The organism is Micromonospora sp. NPDC051196 (assembly GCF_040682415.1).
GTDB lineage: Bacteria > Actinomycetota > Actinomycetes > Mycobacteriales > Micromonosporaceae > Micromonospora.
In genome coordinates, this window is the sequence record NZ_JBFBAY010000026.1 from 17334 (window position 1) to 39730 (window position 22397).

Annotated in this window: 27 protein-coding genes; 13 read left to right on the forward strand and 14 right to left on the reverse strand. The window is 70.1% G+C overall.

Features of this window, described 5'->3' with window-relative positions:
- Positions 1 to 35: 35 nt before the first annotated feature.
- The 7 genes from AB0M35_RS27640 to AB0M35_RS27670 all read right to left on the reverse strand — a co-directional run bounded on the left by AB0M35_RS27640 (position 36) and on the right by AB0M35_RS27670 (position 7392).
- On the reverse strand, positions 36 to 2096 hold the full coding sequence (locus tag AB0M35_RS27640; RefSeq protein WP_363748977.1) for a glycogen debranching N-terminal domain-containing protein: 2061 nt from the start codon (positions 2094 to 2096) through the stop codon (positions 36 to 38).
- Positions 2096 to 2464, reverse strand: a complete 369-nt coding sequence (locus AB0M35_RS27645) for an SCP2 sterol-binding domain-containing protein (RefSeq protein WP_363748978.1) — start codon at positions 2462 to 2464, stop codon at positions 2096 to 2098. Before AB0M35_RS27645 ends, AB0M35_RS27640 begins: the two co-directional genes overlap by 1 nt.
- A 206-nt stretch (positions 2465 to 2670) precedes the next feature.
- Complete coding sequence (locus AB0M35_RS27650) at positions 2671 to 3087, reverse strand: CBS domain-containing protein (protein WP_363748980.1); 417 nt, start codon at positions 3085 to 3087, stop codon at positions 2671 to 2673.
- Between the two features lie 70 nt (positions 3088 to 3157).
- Entirely contained in the window at positions 3158 to 4180 is a 1023-nt protein-coding gene (locus AB0M35_RS27655; protein ID WP_363748982.1) for an aspartate-semialdehyde dehydrogenase, read from the reverse strand.
- A 257-nt stretch (positions 4181 to 4437) separates the two neighbouring features.
- A complete protein-coding gene (locus AB0M35_RS27660; protein WP_363748984.1) occupies positions 4438 to 5790 on the reverse strand; it encodes a pitrilysin family protein in 1353 nt (450 codons plus the stop codon).
- Positions 5787 to 7079, reverse strand: a complete 1293-nt coding sequence (locus AB0M35_RS27665) for a pitrilysin family protein (protein ID WP_363748986.1) — start codon at positions 7077 to 7079, stop codon at positions 5787 to 5789. Before AB0M35_RS27665 ends, AB0M35_RS27660 begins: the two co-directional genes overlap by 4 nt.
- A gap of 97 nt (positions 7080 to 7176) precedes the next feature.
- Complete coding sequence (locus tag AB0M35_RS27670; RefSeq protein WP_363748988.1) at positions 7177 to 7392, reverse strand: hypothetical protein; 216 nt, start codon at positions 7390 to 7392, stop codon at positions 7177 to 7179.
- Positions 7393 to 7817: 425 nt separating this feature from the next.
- Between AB0M35_RS27670 and AB0M35_RS27675 the strand changes: the two genes are divergently transcribed.
- The 3 genes from AB0M35_RS27675 (at position 7818) to AB0M35_RS27685 (ending at position 9700) form a co-directional block, all read left to right on the forward strand.
- Positions 7818 to 8936 carry a 3-deoxy-7-phosphoheptulonate synthase gene (locus AB0M35_RS27675; RefSeq protein WP_363748989.1) on the forward strand — a complete coding sequence of 373 codons (1119 nt, stop codon included), beginning with the start codon at positions 7818 to 7820 and terminating at the stop codon, positions 8934 to 8936.
- Between the two features lie 275 nt (positions 8937 to 9211).
- The gene (locus AB0M35_RS27680) at positions 9212 to 9454 is read left to right on the forward strand and encodes a hypothetical protein (protein WP_363749025.1); all 243 of its coding nucleotides are present in this window, start codon (positions 9212 to 9214) and stop codon (positions 9452 to 9454) included.
- A 48-nt stretch (positions 9455 to 9502) separates the two neighbouring features.
- On the forward strand, positions 9503 to 9700 hold the full coding sequence (locus tag AB0M35_RS27685) for a hypothetical protein (RefSeq protein ID WP_363748991.1): 198 nt from the start codon (positions 9503 to 9505) through the stop codon (positions 9698 to 9700).
- 66 nt (positions 9701 to 9766) lie between these two features.
- Here AB0M35_RS27685 and AB0M35_RS27690 read toward each other — a convergent pair whose 3' ends face one another.
- The 3 genes from AB0M35_RS27690 to AB0M35_RS27700 are packed head-to-tail and all read right to left on the reverse strand — an operon-like array spanning position 9767 to position 10981.
- Complete coding sequence (locus tag AB0M35_RS27690; protein ID WP_363748993.1) at positions 9767 to 10300, reverse strand: DUF1360 domain-containing protein; 534 nt, start codon at positions 10298 to 10300, stop codon at positions 9767 to 9769.
- A 43-nt stretch (positions 10301 to 10343) separates the two neighbouring features.
- Entirely contained in the window at positions 10344 to 10658 is a 315-nt protein-coding gene (locus AB0M35_RS27695) for a hypothetical protein (protein ID WP_363748994.1), read from the reverse strand.
- Positions 10658 to 10981, reverse strand: coding sequence for a DUF6158 family protein (locus AB0M35_RS27700; RefSeq protein WP_363748996.1), 324 nt, complete (start codon positions 10979 to 10981; stop codon positions 10658 to 10660). The genes AB0M35_RS27695 and AB0M35_RS27700 overlap by 1 nt, the downstream gene beginning before the upstream one ends.
- Before the next feature lie 125 nt (positions 10982 to 11106).
- On the opposite strand from AB0M35_RS27700, the gene AB0M35_RS27705 reads away from it, so the two are divergent.
- Positions 11107 to 11592 carry a hypothetical protein gene (locus tag AB0M35_RS27705; RefSeq protein ID WP_363748998.1) on the forward strand — a complete coding sequence of 162 codons (486 nt, stop codon included), beginning with the start codon at positions 11107 to 11109 and terminating at the stop codon, positions 11590 to 11592.
- Between the two features lie 23 nt (positions 11593 to 11615).
- Positions 11616 to 11945 (forward strand): DUF3817 domain-containing protein, encoded by a 330-nt coding sequence (locus AB0M35_RS27710; protein ID WP_363749000.1) that lies wholly within the window; start codon positions 11616 to 11618, stop codon positions 11943 to 11945.
- Between the two features lie 73 nt (positions 11946 to 12018).
- On the opposite strand, the gene AB0M35_RS27715 is transcribed toward AB0M35_RS27710, so the two are convergent.
- Entirely contained in the window at positions 12019 to 12567 is a 549-nt protein-coding gene (locus AB0M35_RS27715) for a DUF6232 family protein (RefSeq protein WP_363749001.1), read from the reverse strand.
- Positions 12568 to 13023: 456 nt separating this feature from the next.
- Here AB0M35_RS27715 and AB0M35_RS27720 point away from each other — a divergent pair, with 456 nt between their 5' ends.
- Positions 13024 to 13995, forward strand: a complete 972-nt coding sequence (locus AB0M35_RS27720) for an NlpC/P60 family protein (protein WP_363749003.1) — start codon at positions 13024 to 13026, stop codon at positions 13993 to 13995.
- Between the two features lie 126 nt (positions 13996 to 14121).
- On the opposite strand, the gene AB0M35_RS27725 is transcribed toward AB0M35_RS27720, so the two are convergent.
- The gene (locus AB0M35_RS27725) at positions 14122 to 15111 is read right to left on the reverse strand and encodes a sigma-70 family RNA polymerase sigma factor (protein WP_363749027.1); all 990 of its coding nucleotides are present in this window, start codon (positions 15109 to 15111) and stop codon (positions 14122 to 14124) included.
- A 678-nt stretch (positions 15112 to 15789) separates the two neighbouring features.
- Between AB0M35_RS27725 and AB0M35_RS27730 the strand changes: the two genes are divergently transcribed.
- Positions 15790 to 16485, forward strand: a complete 696-nt coding sequence (locus tag AB0M35_RS27730; protein ID WP_363749005.1) for an SDR family NAD(P)-dependent oxidoreductase — start codon at positions 15790 to 15792, stop codon at positions 16483 to 16485.
- Here AB0M35_RS27730 and AB0M35_RS27735 read toward each other — a convergent pair.
- A complete protein-coding gene (locus AB0M35_RS27735) occupies positions 16470 to 17210 on the reverse strand; it encodes a dTMP kinase (RefSeq protein ID WP_363749029.1) in 741 nt (246 codons plus the stop codon). The two genes, AB0M35_RS27730 and AB0M35_RS27735, sit on opposite strands and share 16 nt — an antisense overlap.
- A gap of 119 nt (positions 17211 to 17329) precedes the next feature.
- On the opposite strand from AB0M35_RS27735, the gene AB0M35_RS27740 reads away from it, so the two are divergent.
- The 5 genes from AB0M35_RS27740 to AB0M35_RS27760 all read left to right on the forward strand — a co-directional run bounded on the left by AB0M35_RS27740 (position 17330) and on the right by AB0M35_RS27760 (position 19853).
- The gene (locus tag AB0M35_RS27740) at positions 17330 to 17974 is read left to right on the forward strand and encodes a nucleotidyltransferase family protein (RefSeq protein WP_363749007.1); all 645 of its coding nucleotides are present in this window, start codon (positions 17330 to 17332) and stop codon (positions 17972 to 17974) included.
- Entirely contained in the window at positions 17971 to 18246 is a 276-nt protein-coding gene (locus AB0M35_RS27745; protein WP_363749009.1) for a hypothetical protein, read from the forward strand. The genes AB0M35_RS27740 and AB0M35_RS27745 overlap by 4 nt, the downstream gene beginning before the upstream one ends.
- A 10-nt stretch (positions 18247 to 18256) precedes the next feature.
- Positions 18257 to 19033: a metallophosphoesterase gene (locus AB0M35_RS27750; protein ID WP_363749011.1), complete on the forward strand. Its 777-nt coding sequence runs from the start codon at positions 18257 to 18259 to the stop codon at positions 19031 to 19033.
- Positions 19024 to 19167 (forward strand): GPGG-motif small membrane protein, encoded by a 144-nt coding sequence (locus AB0M35_RS27755; protein ID WP_007464364.1) that lies wholly within the window; start codon positions 19024 to 19026, stop codon positions 19165 to 19167. Before AB0M35_RS27750 ends, AB0M35_RS27755 begins: the two co-directional genes overlap by 10 nt.
- 185 nt (positions 19168 to 19352) lie before the next feature.
- Positions 19353 to 19853, forward strand: coding sequence for a TspO/MBR family protein (locus AB0M35_RS27760; protein WP_363749013.1), 501 nt, complete (start codon positions 19353 to 19355; stop codon positions 19851 to 19853).
- A gap of 75 nt (positions 19854 to 19928) precedes the next feature.
- On the opposite strand, the gene AB0M35_RS27765 is transcribed toward AB0M35_RS27760, so the two are convergent.
- On the reverse strand, positions 19929 to 20729 hold the full coding sequence (locus AB0M35_RS27765) for a peptidoglycan DD-metalloendopeptidase family protein (protein WP_363749015.1): 801 nt from the start codon (positions 20727 to 20729) through the stop codon (positions 19929 to 19931).
- 253 nt (positions 20730 to 20982) lie between these two features.
- Here AB0M35_RS27765 and AB0M35_RS27770 point away from each other — a divergent pair, with 253 nt between their 5' ends.
- Complete coding sequence (locus tag AB0M35_RS27770; protein ID WP_363749017.1) at positions 20983 to 22335, forward strand: ABC transporter substrate-binding protein; 1353 nt, start codon at positions 20983 to 20985, stop codon at positions 22333 to 22335.
- Positions 22336 to 22397: the final 62 nt, after the last annotated feature.

The following is a 22397-nucleotide window of genomic DNA, read 5'->3' on the forward strand; positions in this document are numbered from 1 at the left end:
CCCGGCCACCTCGTCGAGGGCCAGCCGACAAACTCTCAGTCGGCGAGTTTGTGCAGGTCAAGACGGCCACGGGCGAAGGCGTCCACCCGGCCCCAGCGCCCCGGGATGTCCAGCACCTCGATCCGGCCCATGCCCACCGGCAGGCGCGGCTCCACCGCCAGGTGCCCCTCGTGCGGCTCCAGGCCGAGCATCGTACGCAGCAGCAGCAGCGGTGCGCCGGTGGACCACGCCTGCGGGCTACACGCCGTCGGATACTCCACCGGGAACTTCGTCTGCTCACGCGGGTAGCCGCCGAACGCCTCCGGCAACCGACCGTCGAAGTAACGCGCGGCGTCCAGGATCCCGCTGGCGATGGTGGCGGCCTCCTCCGCGAATCCGTAGCGACGCAGGCCCCAGGCACAGAAGGAGGTGTCGAAGGGCCAGACCGTGCCGTTGTGGTACCCGATGGGGTTGTAGCGGACCTCCCCCTCGGCCAGCGTCCGCACCCCCCAGCCGGAGAAGAGCCGGTCGCCGACCAGGTGCGCGGCAACCTGTTCGGCACGCTCCTCGGTGACGATGCCGCTCCACAGCAGGTGACCGATGTTCGAGCTGAGCACGTTGCACTGCCGCCCGTCCGGATCGAGGGCGAGTGCGTAGTAGCCGCCGTCGGCGACCCACCAGTCCCGATTGAACCGCTCCCTCAACTGCGCCGCCTCCCGCTCCAACTGGTCCGCGTATCCCGGGTCGCCCCAGAACTCGCGGGCCAACCGGGCCGCACGGATCTTCGCGTCGTACGCGTAACCCTGCACCTCGCAGGTGGCCCGGGGAAACGGCGGCAGCGTGCCGTCGGCGTACGAGATGGAGTCCCAGGAGTCCTTCCAGCACTGGTTCTCCAGGCCGGTGTCGGTGTTGCGCCGCTCGTACCAGATGTAGCCGTTACCGACCAGGTCGGCGCAGTCGTCGATCCAGCGCAACGCCCGACGGCACTCCTGCTCCAACTCCCTGACCAGTGCGACGTCACCGCTCCACCGCTCGTACTCGTCGAGCAGCACCACGAACAGCGGGGTGGCGTCCACCGAGCCGTAGTAGGGCGAGTGTGGCTGTTCCTCGAACGCCGCGCTCTCGCCGTAGCGCATCTCGTGCAGGATCCGGCCCGGATCCTCCTCGCGGAAGTCGTCGAACCGGGTGCCCTGGAGAGCGGCCAGGATCCGCAGCGTGGTCGCGCTCAGCTCCGGCGTGAACGGCAACGTCTGGAGGCAGGTCAGGATGCTGTCCCGGCCGAACATGGTCATGAACCAGGGCAGGCCCGCGGCGGGCAGCGTCTGGCCGCCGAGCGACAGCGGCGCGAAGCGCAACGCGGCCAGGTCCACCAGGCACCGCCGGTACGTCGAGCAGAGTTCGCCGTGCTCGCTGTTCACCTTGGGGGCCTTGGCGATCCACTCCTCCAGGTCGTGTTGCAGGGCGAGCCGCTCGGTGCCGTGCACCCGCAACCCGATGCGCAGGTCCCGACCGCCCGGGCCGAGCGCGTGGGTGCGTACGTCGATGTTGGTGTCCCACTGCTCGTTCGGTTCGAGATGGATGCTGTAAGAGAAGCCACTGCGGTCGTAGCTCGCCGGTTCGGAGGACGAGATGACCGTCTCCCGCCGGAAATTGCCGCGCCGATAGCCCAGTCGCAACTGGTCCGGCTCCACCTCGGCGTAGCTCTCGCCCTTCTTGTTCAGGATCTCGTCCTTGACCTCGAACAGGTCGGCGAAGTCGGAGGCGGCCTCCATCCGGATCTCCAGATCGACCGCCCTCTCGTCGTGGTTGAGGATGGTGATGCTCTCCCGGAAGCTGCCCCCGACGGCCCGCTCCCGGATGATCGAGAGCTTGGCGTCGACGTAGTGCGTGGCCAGCCCCGGCACCAGGAAGAAGCGCGACTCGTAGTACTGGAGGTCGTCGTAGGAGAGGGCGTTGAGCCGCTCACCGTTGACCGTGAGCACCCACTTCGACAGGAACCGGGTGTCGATGGAGAACAGCCCGGTCGGCTCGGTCGGTGTCGCCTCGATGTCGCCGGTGGCCTCCGAGACGACGAAGGTGTTGCCGTCCAGGATCCGCACGGTGTGGCTCGGCGCCATCAGCGCACCTCCTTCCGGTAGCGATGCGGTCCTACGCTGTGCGGCGGCCCGGGAAAGATCCGATCCAGCTGCACGATCAGGCGGGCGTCGCCGCTGATGGTCATGTCCCCTCGCAGCAGTGCGGCCAGCCCGTTCTCCCGTCCGGTGACCAGATCCTCGAACAGCCCCGGGCTGGTACCGACAACCGCGTCCGCCTCCATGTCCTCCCGGCTGACCCGGAGCTGGCCCCGCTCGATCCGGACCAGCCAGTGCATGGTCTGTGGCCCCTCGTGCAGGTCGAAGCGCAGCGTTCCGGAGAGCTTCGCCAGCAGGGGCTCGTACCCCCGGTGGTCGAGATCCTCGAAGAACCGAACGGTCGCTTCCGCCATCGGCTCTCTCCTCCCCCGTCGGTCCGGTCCCGGTCGGGTCGGTGGCACAGGTGCGCGCTCCGGCCCGCCCTTCACGTTCGAGCAGAGTCCCCTCCCGGTACGAGGTCAACCTCGCCCGCATCGGGTGAGGCCCGTACGGAGCCGGGGCGGAACAGCCGAAAGCCGGCCCCCCGGGAATCGGGGAGCCGGCAGGCGGGGTGTGCAGGTCAGTTGTTGGGGTCGTCGGCGCTGATGTCGGCGAGCACCGACTGCGGTTCCCGCTCGACCGCCAGGTCACCCATTGACACGAGACCGATCAACCGGCCGTCCTCGATCACCGGCAACCGCCGCACGGCGTACGTGCGCATCAGGTCGGCGGCGGACACCGCGTCGTCGTACTGACTGACCGTGATCACGTCCTTGGTGGTGAGCTGGTTGAGCCGGGTGGTGTTGGGGTCCAGTTCCTCGGCGACGCCGCGGACCGTGATGTCCCGGTCCGTGATGATGCCGACCACGTTGTCGCCATCGGTCACCACCACGTCGCCGATCGCGGAGTCACGCATCTCCCGGGCCGCTGCGACGAGCGTGTCGTTGCCGTCCATGGTCACCAACCGGGTCGTCATGAACTCTCCGACCGTTGTCATGGTGCCTCCCTCTCGGTGTAGGGCAACCATGGGTCTACCCGGGGGCCCCGACCAGTAACGCGCCCTGGCCTCAGCCCTCGGCGGCCACCAGTTCGGCGATCTGCACCGCGTTGAGTGCGGCGCCCTTGCGCAGGTTGTCGTTGGAGCAGAACAGCGCCAAACCGTGCTCGACGGTCTCGTCGACACGGATCCGGCCCACGTAGGTCGGATCCTGTCCGGCGGCCTGCAACGGCGTGGGCACCTCACTCAGCGCCACTCCGGGCGCGCCGTCGAGCAGTTCGACGGCACGCTGCGGGCTGATCGGCCGAGCGAACCGGGCGTTGATCTGCAACGAGTGCCCGGTGAAGACGGGCACCCGGACGCAGGTGCCGGAGACCTTCAGGCCGGGGATCTCCAGGATCTTCCGGCTCTCGTTGCGCAGCTTCTGCTCCTCGTCGGTCTCCGCCGACCCGTCGTCGACGATCGAGCCGGCCAGCGGCAGCACGTTGAACGCGATCGGCCGGGCGAACGAGCGGGGCGCGGGAAACTCCACCGCGGTACCGTCGAAGGCGAGCCCGGAAGCACTCTCGGCCACCTTGCGGACCTGCTCGTCGAGTTCGGCGACGCCGGACAGGCCGGCACCGGAGACCGCCTGGTAGGTCGAGACGACCAGGCTGACCAGCTCCGCCTCGTCGTGCAGCGGGCGCAGCACCGGCATCGCGGCCATCGTGGTGCAGTTCGGGTTGGCGATGATGCCCTTGGGGCGTACGGCGGCGGCATGCGGATTGACCTCGGCGACCACCAGCGGCACCTGCGGATCCATCCGGAAGGCCGACGAGTTGTCGATGACCACCGCGCCGGCGGCTGCGACCCGGGGGGCCAACTCCGTGGCGGTGCCCTTGCCCGCGGAGAAGAGCACGATGTCCAGCCCCGAGTAGTCGGCGGTGTCCGCGTCCTCGACGACGATCTCACCGCCGCGCCACGGCAGCGTACGCCCGGCGGAGCGTGCCGAGGCGAAAAACCGCACCTGCTCCGCCGGGAACTCCCGGTCCGCCAACACCTGCCGCATGACGCCACCGACCTGGCCGGTGGCCCCCACAATGCCGATCCTCATGCCCGCGAGGCTACCCAGCCCGGCCGGTCGACCGGGAACGCTTTCTCACGGCTCGGGGCCGGCGCCGGCCAGCCGGGCGGTCACACCGCCGGACAGCCGCCCTCCAATCGGTCACCAAGCAGGAAGATCGGCGCCAACCGGCCTTCCTCGGCCGCAACATCTCGGCCCCGCCCCGTCAGCACGGCGACCGACATCACATCACCGCCGGTTCCCGGCCGGTCCAGGACCCGAAGTCCCCTTCCCGGCCGGGGGGCAGCTCAGTCCGCCGGGGAGTGGTCGATCACCTCACCCAGACCGGTGGCGACCAGTTCGTCCCGGATGAGCGCGGCGTCCCCCTCCACCACCAGGGTCAGCGACTCCGGGTACAGGTGGTTGGCGGCGGCGGCCGACACCTGCGCCACATCGGCGGCGAGCAGGGTCTCGCGCAGCCGGGCGTGATAGTCGTCGGGCAGGTCGTGCACCACCAGCGTGGTCAGCGCCCCGGCGATCGCCCGAGGGCTCTGCAACTCCACCGAGAGTTGCCCGGCCCGCCAGGACCGGGCCACCGCCAACTCGTCCTCGGTCACTCCACCGGCCTGGGTACGGGCGATCTCCCCGACCGACTCCACCAGAGCCGGCGCGGTGACGGCAGTCTGCACCCCCGCGCTGACGGCGAAACGGCCGAGGCGACGGGACGAGGCGAAGTCGCCCCGGATGCCGTACGAGTAGCCGCGCACCTCGCGGATGAGGTGGTTCAGCCGGGACGTGAAGGCGCCGCCGAGCACGGTGCCGGCCAGGGCGACCGGCACATGATCCGGGTGGGCCCGGTGCGGCCCCGGGTGACCGAGGCGCAGCGTGGACTGCACCGAACCGGGCCGGTCCACCAGGATGATCCGGCGACCGGCGCGCAGCGGTACGTCGATCGGCCCGCCCCGGTCCACCGGCCCGCCACCCGTGCCGGCGAAGGCCGCTGCGGCGAGCGCGTCCAGGTCGATCCGGTCCAGGTCACCGGCGACCACCAGGGTCCCCGGCCGAATGAACCACTCGGAGTGGAAGACGGTGACGTCCTCCGCGTCCAGGGCGGCCACCGAGTCCGGGTCGCCGTACATCGGGCGGCCCCACCGGTTGTCGATCCCGTACAGGTCGGCGCGCAGCACCGCGTCGGCGCGCGGGCCGGGGTTGGCCCAGTCCATCCGCAACGCCGTCGCCTCGTCGTCGCGTACCCGCCGCACGTCGTCCGGGTCCAGCTTCGGGGTACGCACCGCCTCGGCGAGCAGTTCCACGGCCGCACCCAACCGCTCCACCGGCACCTGCACGCTGGCCTGGAAGGTGTCCCAGTCCAGCCCGGTCACCAGTTCGGTGCCGAGCGCCTCGATGGCCAGGGCGTACGCGGTGGCGTCCCGCTGGCTGGTGCCCTCCTCCAGGGCCTTGGCCAGCACCCCGCCGAGTCCCTCCTTGCCCACCGGCTCCCGGCCCGCCCCTGCGTCGAGCAGCAGCAGCGCGACAGCGAGATTCTGCCCGGGCAGGTGCGCGGCGACCACCTGGCCGCCCGCCACGGCCCGACGAACCACCTGCGGAAACCGGTAGGGACGAGCCGCACCCGGACCGGGACGTTCGGAGATCAAAGTCATGGCTGCTCCTCGGGGCGGTAGGTCAGGGTCACCCGGTCGTCGGCGGCGAGCACCTCGGCGGCGGCCTCGGCGATCTGGTCGGCGGTCACCGCCTGCCAGGCCGGCAGCCGCTGGGCCACGGTGGCCGGGTCGCCGAACTGGGTGGCATAGCGGCTCAACGCGTCCGCCCGGCCGTCCACGGTGGACATCTGCCGCCACCAGGCGGTGGTCAGCAGCGCCTTGGCGCGATCCAGCTCGGTCGGAGTCACCGGCACGATGGCCAACTCGTCGACCACCTCGGCCAGCCCTTCGGCCAGCCGCTCGCCGCTGACCCCGGGGCGGGCGGTGGCGGTGGCGATGAGCGGCGCCGGGGCGTGCGCCAGATCCACCCCGTACGCCCCGACGAGGTCCGGCTGCGCGATCCGTTCGCCGTCGGCGAGCCGCTGGTAGAGGCGGCTGCCTCGACCGCTGCCGAGCACGGTGGCCAGCACGGTCACCACGTCGTAACCCGGGGTGCCGAACGGGTAGGTCCGGTGTGCCACGTACACCCGGGGTGCCGGCACGTCGGTGACCACCGTCTCCACCGCCGGTACGCCGGTGGCCGGCACCGTGCGACCGTCGGGTGCCGGCGGGATGTCCGGCCGGGGCTCGATGGCACCGAAGTACTTCTCGGCGAGCGTGACGACCTCGTCGACGGTCGTGTCACCGACCACGGTCAGCACCGCGTTGTTCGGTACGTAATAGGTCTGGTGGAACGCCTGGAAGGTGGCCAGGTCGGCGGCGTTCAGGTCGGCCATCGAGCCGATGGTCGCGTGATGGTACGGATGGCCCGGCGGATAGAGCAGCGGCAGCAGCCGCAGCCACGCGTCGCCGTACGGCACGTTCTCGTAGCGTTGGCGGCGCTCGTTCTTGACCACGTCCCGCTGGTTGTCCAGCGTCTCCTGGGTCAGCGCCGGCACCAGACCGCCCATCCGGTCCGCCTCCAGCCAGAGCGCCAACTCCAGGTGCTCGGCCGGGACCGTCTCGAAGTAGTTCGTCCGATCCGGATTGGTGGTGGCGTTGAGCGATCCACCGGCCCCCTGCACCAACTTCATGTGCTCGGTCTTCGCGACGTTCACCGAGCCCTCGAACATCAGGTGCTCGAACAGGTGCGCGAAGCCGGTCTGTCCGGCCGGCTCGTGGCGGGAGCCGACGTCGTACCAGAGGTTGACCGCGACCGCCGGTGCGGTGCGATCCTCGCTGACCACCACGCGCAGGCCGTTGTCGAGTCGGGTCGTGGAGATGGGCCAGGGGTAACCGCTGTCGGGCATGGCCTCGACGCTATCCGATCTCCGCTGTGGGATGCGGGCGGGACGCGGGCGTGCCGCGCCCCACCCCGCCGGGGACGCGGCGTGCCGCGCCGGTCGCTCAGTCAGGCGGCTCGATCGGGGTCACCGTCTGCTCCGAGGTACGCCGCTCCAGGAACGTGTCCGGCGCGGCGTTGGGGTCGTCCTCCCGGATGTCGGACTCGGTCAGGATCGCATCGGCCTGGGCCTCGGGATCCTCGCTGCCGGCCGCCGCCTCCTCGGGCAACAGGTGGGCTCGGGACTCGATCCGCTCCTGATCGCTCTTCGCGTCACTCATGACTGCCCCCATACCCCCGCTCCCCGCCCCACACGCGTGGAAGGAAGGGCCCCTTCTTAACGCCTCAGGTAGTAGCCGGGCCCCCTCTTAACAAAACCCACGCGGCGCCCCGGTGAAGTGCATGAACCGGCCACCTTCGGGGGCAGCGTTCGGTGTCGCCGAAATTACCGACCGCTTCATCGATTGAAGTGAGCACACGAAGAGGCTTTGCCGACCGAGGGGTGAGCGTTTGCCCACTGTCGGGTACGCTTGGCGCCGTGACGCAGTCGTATCGATGGTTTAGGCAGCCGGCTCGCAAGCCGGTGACCGCACCATGATCTGACGTCACCGTTTCGAGCCGGCCGGGCAGGACACCGTCCTACCCCTTCTGCCTACGAGCAGCCGGCTCGTCCCGGGCACCGGCCCCGGGTGCGGTCGGCGAAAGGATGCCCACCGTGACCACCCCGGACAACCGTCGCGTCATCGATCAGCGGATCGACCGCGTCGTACCACTGACCACTCCGGCGCTGCTGCACCACGAGCTGCCCCTGGACGACGACCTGGCCGCGGCCGTGGTCGCCGGCCGTCGTGCCGCCGGGCAGGTGCTCGACCGGATCGACGACCGACTGCTCGTGGTGGTCGGCCCGTGCTCGGTGCACGACCCCGCCGCCGCCCTCGAGTACGCCCACCGGCTGCGGACGGCGGCCGACCGGGTCGCCGACGACCTGCTGGTGGTGATGCGGGTCTACTTCGAGAAACCGCGCTCCACCGTCGGGTGGAAGGGCCTGATCAACGACCCCGGGCTGGACGGTTCCGGGGACGTCAACTCGGGCCTGCGGCTGGCCCGGTCGCTCCTGCTCGACGTGGTACGCCTCGGGCTGCCGGTCGGCTGCGAGTTCCTCGACCCGATCACCCCGCAGTACATCGCGGACACCGTGGCCTGGGGGGCGATCGGCGCCCGTACGGTGGAGAGCCAGGTGCACCGCCAACTCGCCTCCGGTCTGTCGATGCCGATCGGCATGAAGAACCGCCCGGACGGCAGCATCGCCACCGCCGTCGACGCGATCCGGGCGGCCGGCGTACCGCATGTCTTCCCCGGTATCGACGTCTCCGGCACCCCGGCGATCATGCATACCCGGGGTAACGCCGACGGCCACCTGGTGTTGCGCGGCGGCGGCGGACAGCCGAACTACGACGCCGCGTCGGTGGCCGGCGCCCTGAAACTGCTGCGCGCCGCCGGCCTGCCGGAACGGCTGGTGGTGGACGCCAGCCACGCCAACAGCGGCAAGGACCACCGCAACCAGCCTGCGGTGGTCGCCGACGTGGCCGGGCAGATCGCCGCCGGCCAGCGGGGCATCGTCGGGATCATGCTGGAGAGCTTCCTCGTCGCCGGTCGCCAGGACCTCGACCCCACCCGGGAGCTGACCTACGGCCAGTCGATCACCGACGCCTGCATCAGCTGGGACACCACCGACGAGGTACTCACCCAACTCGCCGCTGCCGTGCGCGCCCGCCGGGCCACCCGCCCCAGCGCCGACCCGCACTCCCTGCCCACCCCCGCCTGACCACGACCGCACGCCCGTCCCCGCTCGGGTCGATCATGAAGTTGTCGCGGGCCGGCAACTTCATGACCGACGGAGCTGGGGCGGGGCCCGGCGGGGCCAGGACCGGACAGTGGGCGTTTGGGTGCAGGGGGCGCGGGTAGCTGACGGGCGTGACCGACGACGTACCCGTGACCGGGGCACCCACCGCGCCGACGACGCAGGCCCGCCTGCCGGAAGCCGTACTGGCCGACGTGCCGGTGGTCGACACCGCCGCGATCGACCCACCCGTCACCGACCTGCCGGGCACGGTCGCCGCCGTACCGGACGAGATCGAGGTCGAAGAGGTGGACACCCGGCCGTTGGACGAGCTGCTCGACGACCTCTACCACGGTCAGGAACGGATCAGCCAGGTCGACATCTACCGCCGTGCGGTCGCGGCGGAGCTGCCCGCGCAGCTGCTCGCCCGGTTGAACGCGCTGCCCCAGGGCGAGTACGCGGTCGACGAGGTGACCGACCTGCTGGGCGGCTCGGTGGGCTGACCCCCGTAACCAGCCACCCGGCCCAGCGGCGACCAGGAGAGGACCACGATGTCGCAACCCACCGACGACCAACACGATCAGGTGCCCGCGCTCGCCCAACCCCCGGAGGGCAGGGACACCCTGCCCGAGGTGGATTTCGCCAACGAACACGAACGCACCGCCGTCGACGACGACATCATGACCGGCGCGGACGAGGACGAGCGCGAGCCAGAGTCACCGCGCGGCTGGTCGGGCATGCAACGCTGAGCGCGCCAGCTGAGCCGCGCCAGCTCCGAGCACAGCCGCCGCCGGCCCGGATCACCGGGCCGGCGCTCAATCCCTGCTGCGGTGGCCTTCCGCGCCCTGCTGGGCCATCGCGTACGCCATCTGAAGGAAGTCGGAGGCGGCCACCGCGGTCAGTGCGGTGGCGACCAACCGGGTCAGCCGGGGCGCCAGCACCAGGCCTCCGGTCAGTCCGGTGGCCACCCACACCGCCAGGCAGAACGGGCAGCTGAGCAGCTCACCGATGGCGTGCCGGGTGGCGCTGCCGGAGTCGCGTACCTGTTCCATCACCTCGCCGCTGCCGATCGGGCGGTCGTAGCGGGTGAAGGGCGCTCGCAGCGGGCTGGTCACGGCGTCCTTGGACAGCAGCCGACTGAGTTTGTGGGTCGCGATCGACAGGAGCACCACGTCGGAGGTGGCGGGCCGGTCAGGCACGGTACGCCCGGTCGCCTTGACCAGGGCGGCGATAGCCCCCGCCGCCCCGGCGTAGGTGCCCATCGCCGCCAGGTAACCGCCGAGTGGGCGGTGCTCGTGCGGTGCGTACGCCTGGCGCAGCCTGGCCACCTTCTGCTTCAGCAAGCTCACCCGGGACTCCTTCTGATCACGCCTTCTGGGGGATCTCGGCCGCTCAGCCGGCCTGTAGGTTGTCGGCCACTTCTCGGGCCAGGTTGGCCAGCGCCTCGTCGGCCAGCTGTTCGGGTTGACCGTCACCGGACAGGTCGAGCCAGGCCCGGGCCCCGCCCGTGTCCTCCGGTTCCACCCGCAGCTCGGCAGTCCAGTCCGTGTCTCCCGCGCTCCAGCGGGCCCGCATTCCGTCGGGGTCTCCGTCGCGGGCGGCGGACAGCAGCGGCTCGGGCAGCCAGGCGGAGATCCGGTCGGGGTCGGTCGCGGTGTTGAAGACCACCTCGGGCGGTGCCGAGATGCCCCGCTCCGCGTACGCCATCACTGCTCCCGCAGACGGCTCGGGTCGACCTCCCGACCGGGGTGCCGGGCCAGGTACTCGGTTTCCAGTTCGGCGGTACGCCGCAGGTGAGTGGCCAACGCCGAGTCGGTCGCGTGCCGCAACGCGTCCAGCCGGGTCCGATGCAGGCTCTCCATCTCGCGGATGAGGTCCTCCTCGGCCAGCTCCGCCGGATCGATGCCGGGCAGGTCGACGTCGAAAGCCGGAGCGGGCACCCGGTCGTCGCCCCATTCCGGGATCCGCTGTTCAGGGCTCACCTCGGTGCCACCGGGGGGAAATCCGTCCTGTGGTCGCAATGCCGTCATCTCGCGCCCCCTAGTCCGTCGTGGGCTGGCGCCTGTACGGTTGCCCACGCCCCCGACGACCAAACCACCACCGCCACTACGACACGGTGTCGGAGAACAACGTCCGCCCCGGTACCCTCGGTGCCATGAAGCGGCTCTGGACCCCGGCGTGGATCGCCCGCCACGTGGCCATGGTCGTGCTGGTGACGGCCTTCCTGGCGCTGGGTTGGTGGCAGGTCAGCCGGGCCGCCGCCGGCAACGCCATCAGCTGGGGTTACGCGGTGGAATGGCCGATCTTCGCGGGGTTCGTGGTCTTCGTCTGGTGGCGTGAGGTGCGCCACGCGCTGCGCGACCCCGAGGCGAGTACCGAGTCGGTGGGCGGGGCCGCGACGACCGGGGGTGCACCGGACGACGGCGATCCCACGGCCGTCGAGCGGGCCGACGCCGTCAAGGTGGGCCGGGCCGGCGGGCCGGCGGGCGTCCGACCACGGCCGGGCATCGGTCGGCCGGTACGGGTCACCCGAACCGTCGACGGCCACGGCGAGGACGACGCCGAACTGGCCGCCTACAACCGCTACCTGTCATGGTTGAACGCCAACCCGGGCGCGAAGCCCGGCGACTACCCCGGCTGAGCCGGCCCGGAAGGACACGAGAAGTGCGCGCTGCCCTCACCCGCTACCGCGTGATCGCCTGGATCGTCGGTGTGGTGCTGATCATGCTGGTCGTCATCGGCATGCCGTTGAAGTACGGCTTCGACGAGCCGATCGTGGTGGAGACCGTCGGCCAGGCGCACGGCTTCCTCTACATGCTCTACCTGGTCGCCACGTTCGACCTGTCCCGGCGGATCAACTGGCCGCTCAAGCGGATGATCCTGGTGATGCTGGCCGGGACCGTGCCGTTCCTCTCCTTCTGGGCCGAGCGCCGGGTGAGCACCCTCGTCCTCGCCGAGCAGCCTGAGCCCGCCCCGCAGCCGGTCGCCGGCTAGCTCGTCGGCGCTTCTGGTTAACAGGGGGCCCCGGTACTACGCGAGGCGTTAACAAGGGGCCCTTCCTTACCCCTCAGCGCTGGGGGCGCCAGAGGTCGGCGGTCGCGAGCGGGTCCTCCCAGCCGCCGTGGCGGTGTATCTCGCGGGCTCGGCGCAGGGCTCTGCTCACCTGGCCGAACTGGCGCTCGTCGTCGCTGCTGAACAACAGCTCCGTCACGTCCCCGCGCTGGCCCCACAGTTCGTACGCCGGCGGTCGCCACCGGTCGCCGGCAGCCGCGAGCAGGACCGGCACCAGGAACACGGCACCGAGCAGGAGGTACGCCCCGGCGGTGAGCCGTTGCAGCCCGCCGGTGAAGCCGAGTGCCAGCCCGATAGCACCGATCACCGCAGCAGAGACCAGGGCGGCCCGGGTGGCCACCCGGTCGTGTGGCCCTCGGGTGGTGTGCAGATGGGTCAGTTCCGCGACCCGCCAGCTCGTGCTGCCGACGGTGAACCGGTCGGCCGTGACGATGATCCCGGGCCGGGCGTAGAGCAGGGTCGGTTTCCCTCCTGCGGTGCCGCCCGGAGACCGTGGCGGCCCTGTCGTCGATGGCGGTCGCGTTGTCGCACCCTCACGCTCCACGGCCCCTCCTCCACGGCTGGTGGTGCCGGGACGGCCGGCCGGCTGCCCCATCGATGCAGATGTGCGGAGATCCCGGCTGTGCGCTTCATTGTGTGCCCGTCATGCCACCCTGGCCTGCCTGTTTGCAGTGGTCATCGGCATCGGCGCGGCACGAGCCCGCCGGAAAGACCACCCCGAATCCGGCTTGTCGGATATACCGCCGAGTCAACCGACGTCATGTGCCGAGAGCGACCCCTTTCGCATCTCTGGCATACCGCACTATTACCTCGAAACAAGAACATGATTCAGCCTCAGCATCACCATTGGTCCCGGCTTTCTCTGCGGCTGGCTCCTGTCCCGTACTAGGTTGGGCGGGTCGGCCCGGTCGGCCGCCGTCCGACCGGACGGCACCGGGCCGGTGCCGTCGCGGAGCGTCAGCAGGCCCGCGCCGGCTGGTGGGAGAGGAGCATCGAGCTCTTGTCGCCCCTGTTACACACGCTGCGCGCCCTGACCGTCACCGCGTTCTCGCTGGTGCTGATCGCACCCGCCACGGTGGCCCGGGCCGAACCGTCCCCCGCCGAACTGACCCGGCGGATCGACAAGGCCTCCACCGAGCTGGAGAACGTGGTGGAGGCCCACAACGAGCTACGCGAAAAGATCAAGAAGAATCAGGCCGCCGTGGGCCGGCTACAGGAGCGGATCGGTCCACTGGAACGGCAGGCCGCGCAGAGCCGCGCAGACGTCGGCGAGCTGGCCGCCACCGCGTACAAGACCGGCAACCTCGGCGCGGTCGACGCGCTGCTGCACGGCGGCGGCTCGGCGTCGGTGTTCGACCGGCTCGGCACGCTGGATCACCTGACCCGGCAACGCCAGGCGACCATCGCCGGCTACACCGCCGACCAGCAGCGGCTGCTCGACGAGAAGACCCGGCTGGACGTGACGCTGACCCAGCAGGCGGCGCGTGCACGGGAGCTGAACAGCGCCAAGCGACGGATCGAGCGCGATCTCGCCAAGCTGTACGAACTGCGCCGGCAGGCGTACGGGCGAGCCACCGAACGCGCGAACAACCGGCCGAACAGCGCCGACGACGCGCCAGCGGTCTCCGGCCGGGCCGGTGTCGCCGTCCGGTACGCCTACGGCGCCCTCGGCAAGCCGTACGCCTGGGGCCAGGACGGACCGAACGGCTACGACTGTTCCGGCCTGACCTCGGCCGCCTGGCGGGCGGCGGGCAAGTCGCTGCCGCACAACACCCGGATGCAGTGGGGGGTGGTCGCCCACATCAGCCGCAGCGAACTGCGCCCGGGCGACCTGGTCTTCTACCGCAGCCTCGGGCACGTGGCGATCTACGTGGGCGGCGGGCAGGTCATCCACGCACCCACCTTCGGGCGGAACGTGGAGAAGCGCGCTGTCGACCTGTTGCCACCGTACGGTTACGGCCGGGTGCGCTGAGCCCCGCTACCGCTGCTGGCCCCGCGCTACCGCACCGACGAACGGCCTCGACCACGAGCGGCCAACACGACGAACGGCCGGCGTCCCCCTATCGGACGCCGGCCGTTCGTCGTCATTACTACCAGCTCAGGCTGCCTGTAGGCCCTCCGCGCGAGCCAGCTCACGGAGCCGGCCGAGCGCCTGGATCTCCAGCTGTCGGATCCGCTCGCGGGACAACGAGAACCGCGAGGCGACCTCGGTCAGCGAGTGCTCCCGGCCGTCCTCAAGCCCGTAGCGAGCGCGCATGATGCCGGCGGAACGGTCGTCCAGGTGGTTGAGCAGACCCTCGATCCGCTGCCGCTCCAGGCCGGTGAGCACGATCTCCTCCGGCGACGGGGCGTCGCTGTCGGCCACCAGGTCACCGAGGTTGGTGTCGCCGTCGTCACCGACCGGCGTGTCCAGCGACACGGTGTCCTGCGACCAGCGGACCAACTCGTTGACCCGCTCGACGGTCACGCCGAGGGCCGCGGCGATCTGCTCCGGCTCCGGGTCACCGCCCAGCTCACGGGTGAGCTGCCGAGCCACGTTGCGCATCCGGTTGACGTCCTCCACCAGGTGCACCGGCAGTCGCACGGTGCGTTCCTGCTGGGCGATCGCCCGGCTGATCGCCTGGCGGATCCACCAGGTCGCATAGGTGGAGAACTTGTAGCCACGCTCGTAGTCGAACTTCTCGACCGCCCGGACCAGACCGGTGTTGCCCTCCTGGATCAGATCCAGCATGGGCATCCCCGAGCGGACGTAACGTCGGGCGATCGACACGACCAGGCGCAGGTTGGCCCGGATGAACAGGTCCTTGGCCCGCTCGCCCTCGGCGACCAACCGCGTCAGCTCGTCCCGGGTGACGCCGTCGGGTACGCGGTCCTCGCCGAGCAGGTGCTCGGCGTAGAGGCCCGCCTCGATGGCCTTGGAGAGGTCGACCTCCTTGGCGGCGTCCAGCAGTGGCGTCCGGGAGATCTCGTGCAGGTAGACTCCAACCAGGTCGCGCTCCTCGGCAACCTCGTCGGTTCGCATACCGATGTTCTTGTCCACGTTGCCCACGGTCCCCTCTATCGCGCCGGTTGCCCGGTTCCTTGCCATCCCCACGCTCATCAGCCCCTCCCCCGTAACCTCCGCTGTGCCCACCGGTGCTGACATCTACACAACAGATGAGACGTGTCGGGGATTCCATGTCGTGGGTCGAAAGTGTCACGAATGCCTGATAATCAGCTGAGAGCGCGGTCCATGTTTGCTGTCAGCACCCCTGTCGGTGGTCAAGTCGACAGGCACCCCGTTGAGGTCGACGGATCGACGGATCGCTGACCGTACCGGCCCATGGCAACACTGCCGGGCCATCGGACACAGCGACCCGGGTCACCACCGTGCTGCGATCCTGGTCACTGCCAGATACGCGTACGCGGACCGCTTGGTTCATCCACGCCGGTGGTAATACCCCACGCCCTGATGAACAATCCGCAGCCCGGTTCTATGCCCGGGTTTGCCCCCGTGGACGCCGACCCGCACGGTGGCAGCGGTCGTCGGCACGGATGGCCAGTACGACTCCACCGCACCCGGTCATGCCCACCTGCAACCGGAGCCGATCTCGGCGAAACCGGACCGGCAGTGGCGAGGCCCGTGATGCTCCGCCGGGCCGCCTCGGCGGGATCAGCGGGGTCGGCGGGATCGGCGACCACCCGCCGGGCCACCTGATGCTCGACCGGCGACAGCGACGGCAGCAGTCCGCCGAATGTGGACGATCGACCCGGTAGCGTGAGGGCCATGTCCGATCGCAGCGTGTTGATCACCGGAGGCACCGGCGGGCTCGGCGCCGCGGTGACCGCGACCTTCGTCGAGGCGGGCTGGCGGGTGGTGGCGCCACAACGGCACCAGCCGACACCAAACCCCGAGCCGGACGCCAACGCGCCGGTGCGGCTGGTCGCGGACCTGACCGACGTGGCGGACGTGGCGCGGGTCACCGAGGTGGCCGCCGGGGATCCCGAGGCGCCGCTGCGGGCCGTGGTCAACCTCGTCGGCGGGTACGCCAGCACCGGCCTGGTGCACGAGACCCCGGTCGAGGAGTTCGAGCGGATGCTCACCCTCAATCTGCGCCCGACCCATCTGGTCACCCGGGCGGCCCTGCCGCACCTGATCGAGGCGGGTGGCGGCACGGTGGTCTGTGTGGCGTCCCGCGCGGCGGTCGCCCCTTTCCCCGGCGTCGCCGGTTACGTGACCGCCAAGGCCGCGGTGCTCGCCTTCGCCTCGGCCGTCGCGGTGGAGTACAAGACGGCCGGCGTCCGCTGCAACACCGTGCTCCCGAGCATCATCGACACGCCGACCAACCGGGCCGCCATGCCGGACGCCGATCACTCCCGGTGGGTCGCGCCGGCCGAGATCGCCTCGGTGATCCGTTTTCTGGCCTCCGACGAGTCCGGGCCGACCAGTGGCGCGGCCGTGCCGGTCTACGGTCGGGCCTGAAGCGGCACGACGGCGGCGCTCGGACCGGTCGCTCGTACGTCACACCACACCGGGTCGGGGCCGGTCGAGGAGTCCTCGGCGGCCAACCACCCGGCCAGATAGCCCTGGATGTCCCGGGCCACCTCCGCTGCCGGCCGGGTCGCGTCGACGACCACGAAGGTCGGGTACTCGGGCAAGGTGCGGTAGGCGTGGTCGGCAGCGGCCAGATAGGCCAAGCTCTCCTGGTCGGTGCCACGCCGCTCGATCCGCCGGTACGCCTCTGCGGGATCGACCGCCATCAGGAACGTCACCTGCGGTTGCGGGAAGATCCGGTAAGCGGCCCGGACCAGGCGTTCCCAGCGCTGCCCACCGTGTGCCCGCAGGCTGGCGTACTGGCAGACGGCATAGCGGTCCATGACCGCCAACCGGCCCGTCAGCCAGCAGCCGAGCAACGCCATCGCGATGGCCAGCCAGCGTAGTACGGACTCCACGAGGAGCATGCCGTCGCGCCCGACGAGTCGTTGCGCATCCGGCCGACCCAGTCGGTGGGCCGCCCGGCCCAGCCACCGTCGGCCGCCCGCATTGCGGTGATAGGTGGCGCAGTGTCCGGCTGCGTTGAGCGCATCGGCGAGTAACTGCGCCTGGGTGGTCTTGCCGGATCCGTCGATGCCGACCAGCGCTATGGCGCGGAGTCGACCCGGGCGCCTGCTCCCGGGCGTTGGGGCCGACCATGCCGGCCATGGGATTTCCGTCGAGCTGACCACTCTCGACAGATTATCCGATCCGCGCCGCAATCCTGCGTACTACGTCCCGGTTAGGGCATGTTAACGGCGTTCCGCGAACCGGAAAGGTGTGGGCGAGTGGAATGCCGGGTACGGATCGGGGACCCCCAAGGTGCACCCGACGAGTCAACGGGAGAGTCGAGATGGCCGAGCGCGACGACGAAACCCTTCTGCACACCCTGAAGAAGGTCGCCGCCGTGCTGAAGCAGGCCGACATTCCGTTCGCGCTCGGGGGCAGCTTCGCCGTCTACGCCCACGGCGGGCACTCCAGCGAGCACGACGTCGACTTCCTGATCCGGGAGGCGGACGTCGACGGCGCCCTGGAGGAGCTCGTGGCCGCCGGCTTCACCGCTGAGCGGCCGCCGGAGGACTGGCTGGTCAAGGTCTACGACGGCGGCCGGATGGTGGACCTGATCCACCGCCCGATCGAGACCCCGGTGACCGAGGAGACCTTCACCGACACGGTGGTGCGGCCGGTCGACGCCATCCACATGCCGGTGTTGTCGGCGACCCAGTTGATGGTGCACAAGTTGCTCAGCTTCTCCCAGCACTACTGCGACTTCGCCCGTGGCCTGCCGCTGGCCCGGTCGCTGCGGGAGCAGATCGACTGGGAACGGGTACGTAAGGACACGCAGCACTCGCCGTACGCGGAGGCGTTCCTGGTGCTGCTGGACAGGCTGGACGTCGTGCCGTACGCCGGCACGGCCGACGGGAGGGGAACACCGTGACCGTGCACCGCGACCCCGGCGCCGGGCCACCCGACGAGTACGTCGAGGCGGAGGTCCACCGGCTGCTCACCGAGGATCCGGCCGTGGCCGAACAGGGCATCACCGTGGTCCGTACGGAACGCGGCCTCGTGCTGTACGGCGAGGTGGAGAGCGCGTACCGGCGGGACGAGATCCTGCGCCGGGTGGCCGGACGCTTCCCGGACGTGCCGATCACCAGCGACATCGGGGTGATCCGCACGCAGGCGCCCACGGAGATCGAGCAACTGCCCTGAGGGAGGTTCGATGGTTATCCGGATCGCCGCCGTGGGTGACGTGCATCTGGACGAGGACGTGGTCGGCCGGTTCCGGCCGGCGCTGGAGGAGTTGCCCGGCCGCGCCGACGTACTGCTGCTCGCCGGTGACCTGACCCGGCACGGCACCGAGGCCGAGGCGCGTTGCGTGGCCCAGGAGTTCGGCGGCCTGGGCGTACCGGTGATCGCCGTGCTCGGCAACCACGACCACCAGTGCGACCAGGTACCGCAGGTGATCGGGACGCTGGAGGAGGCGGAGATCACCGTGCTGGAGGGCGACGGCCTGGTGCTCGACTGCCCGGGCGGACGACTGGGGGTGGCCGGCGTCAAAGGCTTCGGCGGCGGGTTCGCCGGCCGCTGCGCCAGCGACTTCGGCGAGCCGGAGATGAAGGCCTTCGTCCGCACCACGACGGAGAGCGCCGACCGGCTGTCGGCGGCACTGCGGTCGCTGGACTGCGACATGCTGGTGGCGCTGACCCACTACTCACCGGTGCCGGACACCCTCGCCGGTGAGCCGTTGGAGATCTACCCCTTCCTCGGCTGTTACCAGTTGGGCCAGGCGATCGACGCCGCGCCGACCGCGCTGGCCCTGCACGGGCATGCGCACCACGGCTCGGAGCGCGGCGTCACCCCGGGTGGGGTCCGGGTACGCAACGTCGCCCACCCGGTCATCAAGCAGGCGTACAGCATCTTCTATTTGGGCGATCACCTCGATCAGGCCCAGGTTTCCTCAGTCAGGGCAGGGGGTACTCAGCAACCATGGAGCTGATTCTCTGGATTCTCGCAGTCGTACTGGTGGTCGCCGGCATCCTCGCGCTGTTCCGTCGGCAGATCCTCTGGGGCATCGTCCTCATCGTGGTCGGGCTGCTTGTCGGCCCGGGTGGTGTCAGTATCTTCAATTGACGTGGCGACGACGACGTCGCCCGCAAAGGACCCGCCGGGGTCGTCGTGACCGGAACTCCGTCCTCCCGACCGGAGCCACCGGCCACGGCGACCCCGGCGTGCTGTCCACATCGTTCGGCGTACTCCCCGTCAACCCGTGCTGGTGCGCAGGTTTGCCGGCCCCCTGCCGCGGAGAAGCTGCCGTCATGCGGATGACAACGGCACAGACCCGACGACCCACCGGCGGCGCGCGACAGTGGTGGGTGTTGGCCGGTTTCGCGGTGGCCGTGTTCGTCGCGGCGGCCCTCGGCGGCCTGGCCGTGTCCGGCACCTCGGCCGAGTACGCGACCCTCGACCGGCCTGGCTGGGCACCTCCGTCGTGGCTGTTCGGGCCGGTCTGGACCGTGCTCTACGTGATGATCGCGGTGGCCGGCTGGCTGGTCTGGCGGCGGGTGGGCTTCGGCCCGGCCCTGATCGCCTGGGTGGTGCAACTCGCGCTCAACGCGGCATGGACGCCGCTGTTCTTCGGCGCCGGCCAGTACGGCCTGGCCTTCGTCGAGATCGTGGTGCTGTGGCTGGCGATCGGCGTCACCGTCCTGCTGTTCCAGCGGGTCAGCAACCTGGCCGCGGCGCTGTTGCTGCCCTACTGGGCCTGGGTCACCTTCGCCGCCGCGCTCAACTACTCGATCTGGCAGTTGAACGGCTGACCTCCCCGGGCACGGCACGGCGCACGGACTGTGCCGGACCGAACCGTGCCGTGCTCAGGGCGTCGACGACGCGGATCAGCAGCGGGGCACGTTCGGAATGAAACCGTCGTAGCCGGTGTAGACGTACGCGTCCGCGATGAACCGACCGGCGCCGATCCGGTTCCAGATCGAGCTGGTGCCGTACGTGCCGGTGACCGTGGTGCCCGTGGTCTGGCAGTGGATCGTGACCGTGGCGCCGTTGGCGAGCGAGCCGACTGCCGAGTAGCCGGTGCCCGGACCGGAGCGGACGGTCAGGTTCGCACCGGCGGTGCGCACGGTGCCGGAGCCGGTGGCCGACGAGCAGCCGTTGCCGCTGGTGTAGGTCTTGGTGCCCCAGTACAGCGCGAGCGTGCCGCTGAACCGGATCTTGATGTCGGCCCCGTTGAGCCGCTGTTCGTAGTGCAGGTGCGCGCCGCTCGAATTGCCGGTACTGCCGACCCAGCCGATCACCTTGCCGTAGCCCACCGACTGTCCAACGGAGACGTTGAAGCCGTTCAGGTGGGCATAGTAGGTGTGGTAGCCGTTGCCGTGGTTGATCCGGACGTACTTTCCGTAGCTGCTGCCGCCCAGGTCGGTCACCCGGTCGACGGTGCCGGGCGCGCTGGCCACCACCGGGTCGCCGAGGTCGTTGGTGCGATTGAAGTCGATGGCGTTCGCAGGGCTGTGGCCGCTGCGGGTCTGCCCGGACCACGACTGGCCGCAAGGGAAGGGCACCTTGAAAGTCGGCGCGGCCATTGCCGGCGTCGCCGGCAACAGGACACCTGCGACGAACAACAGCAGCAGGGCCCCTGCGGCGAATAGCCGGGCAGTGAGGGGGTTCAGCCATCGATCACGCATCTAGCACCTCCGACGTCGAAATCTGTCAATGATTGCGCCAAGCCTGGCAGGAATCCTCGGATATCGATAGGTCAAGTATTCGTGGGAGCGCATCCAAGCTCCGGTGAACGGGTTTCGGGATTGTTACTTGTCCGTGTCGTCCCAGGGGTGGACCTTGACCGATGCAAGCGCTTACATGTGAAAACGCCCCATCGGACCGGCGCAAGGTTGACCGGATGCGACCCGGCCAGCGCCGGCTAGAAAGGAGGACGGCATGGCGGTCTTTGCCAGGCCACGCCAGGCCCTCGCGATCGCTGGCGTGCTCGGGCTGGCGCTCGGCGTCAGCGCGTGCGGCACCGGAAGCAGCGACAACAGCGGCAGCAACAGCAACGCCGATTCCGCCGAGTGCGCCCCGTACGAGAAGTACCAGGGCCACAGCGGCAAGAAGGTAGGCATCTACTCGTCCATCCGTGATATCGAGGCCGACCGCCTCGACCAGTCGTGGAAGCAGTTCGAAGAGTGCACCGGCATCGACATCAGCCACGAGGGCAGTGGTGACTTCGAGGCGCAGCTGCCCGTACGCGCCGACGGTGGCAACGCCCCCGACATCGCGTTCATCCCGCAGCCCGGTCTGCTCGCGCGGTTTGCCGAGCGGGGCCAGATCAAGGCCGCCAGCGCCGACACCAAGGCGATGGCCGAGCAGAACTACCCGGCCGACTGGCTGAAGTACAGCACCGTCGGCGGCACCTTCTACGGCGCGCCGCTCGGCTCGAACGTGAAGTCGTTCGTCTGGTACTCGCCGAAGATGTTCCAGGAGAAGGGCTGGTCCGTCCCGGCCACCTGGGACGACATGATCAAGCTCAGCGACACCATCGCGGCCAGCGGCACCAAGCCGTGGTGCGCCGGCATCGAGTCCGGTGACGCCACCGGCTGGCCGGCCACCGACTGGATCGAAGACGTCATGCTGCGTACGCAGACCCCCGAGGTCTACGACCAGTGGACGACGCACGAGATCCCGTTCAACGACCCGCGGGTCGCCGAGGCGCTCGACCGCGCCGGCACCATCCTGAAGAACGAGAAGTACGTCAACGGCGGCTTCGGCGGGGTGCGCAGCATCGCCACCACCGCGTTCCAGGAGGGCGGCATCCCGATCACGGCCGGCAAGTGCGCCCTGCACCGGCAGGCCTCGTTCTACGCCAACCAGTGGCCGCAGGGCACCCGGGTGGCCGAGGACGGCGACGTGTTCGCGTTCTACTTCCCGGCCATCGACCCGTCGCGGGGCAAGCCGGTGCTAGGTGGCGGCGAGTTCGTGGTCGCCTTCGCCGACCGTCCCGAGGTGCAGGCCGTGCAGACCTACCTGGCCTCCGGTGAGCACGCCAACAGCCGCGCGAAGATCGGCGACTGGGTCTCGGCGAACAACAAGCTCGACCTGGCCAACGTCAGCAACCCGATCGACAAGCTCTCCGTGGAGATCCTCCAGGACGACAGCTCGGTCTTCCGGTTCGACGGTTCCGACCTGATGCCCGCCGCCGTCGGCGCCGGGACCTTCTGGAAGGGCATGGTCGACTGGATCAACGGTAAGGACACCGCCAGCGTCCTCCAGGGCATCGAGAGCAGCTGGAAGTGATTCCAGCGGTGGGGGGGGGGGCGGGGGGGGGCCGGCCCCCCCCCAGGGGGGTGGTAAAACCC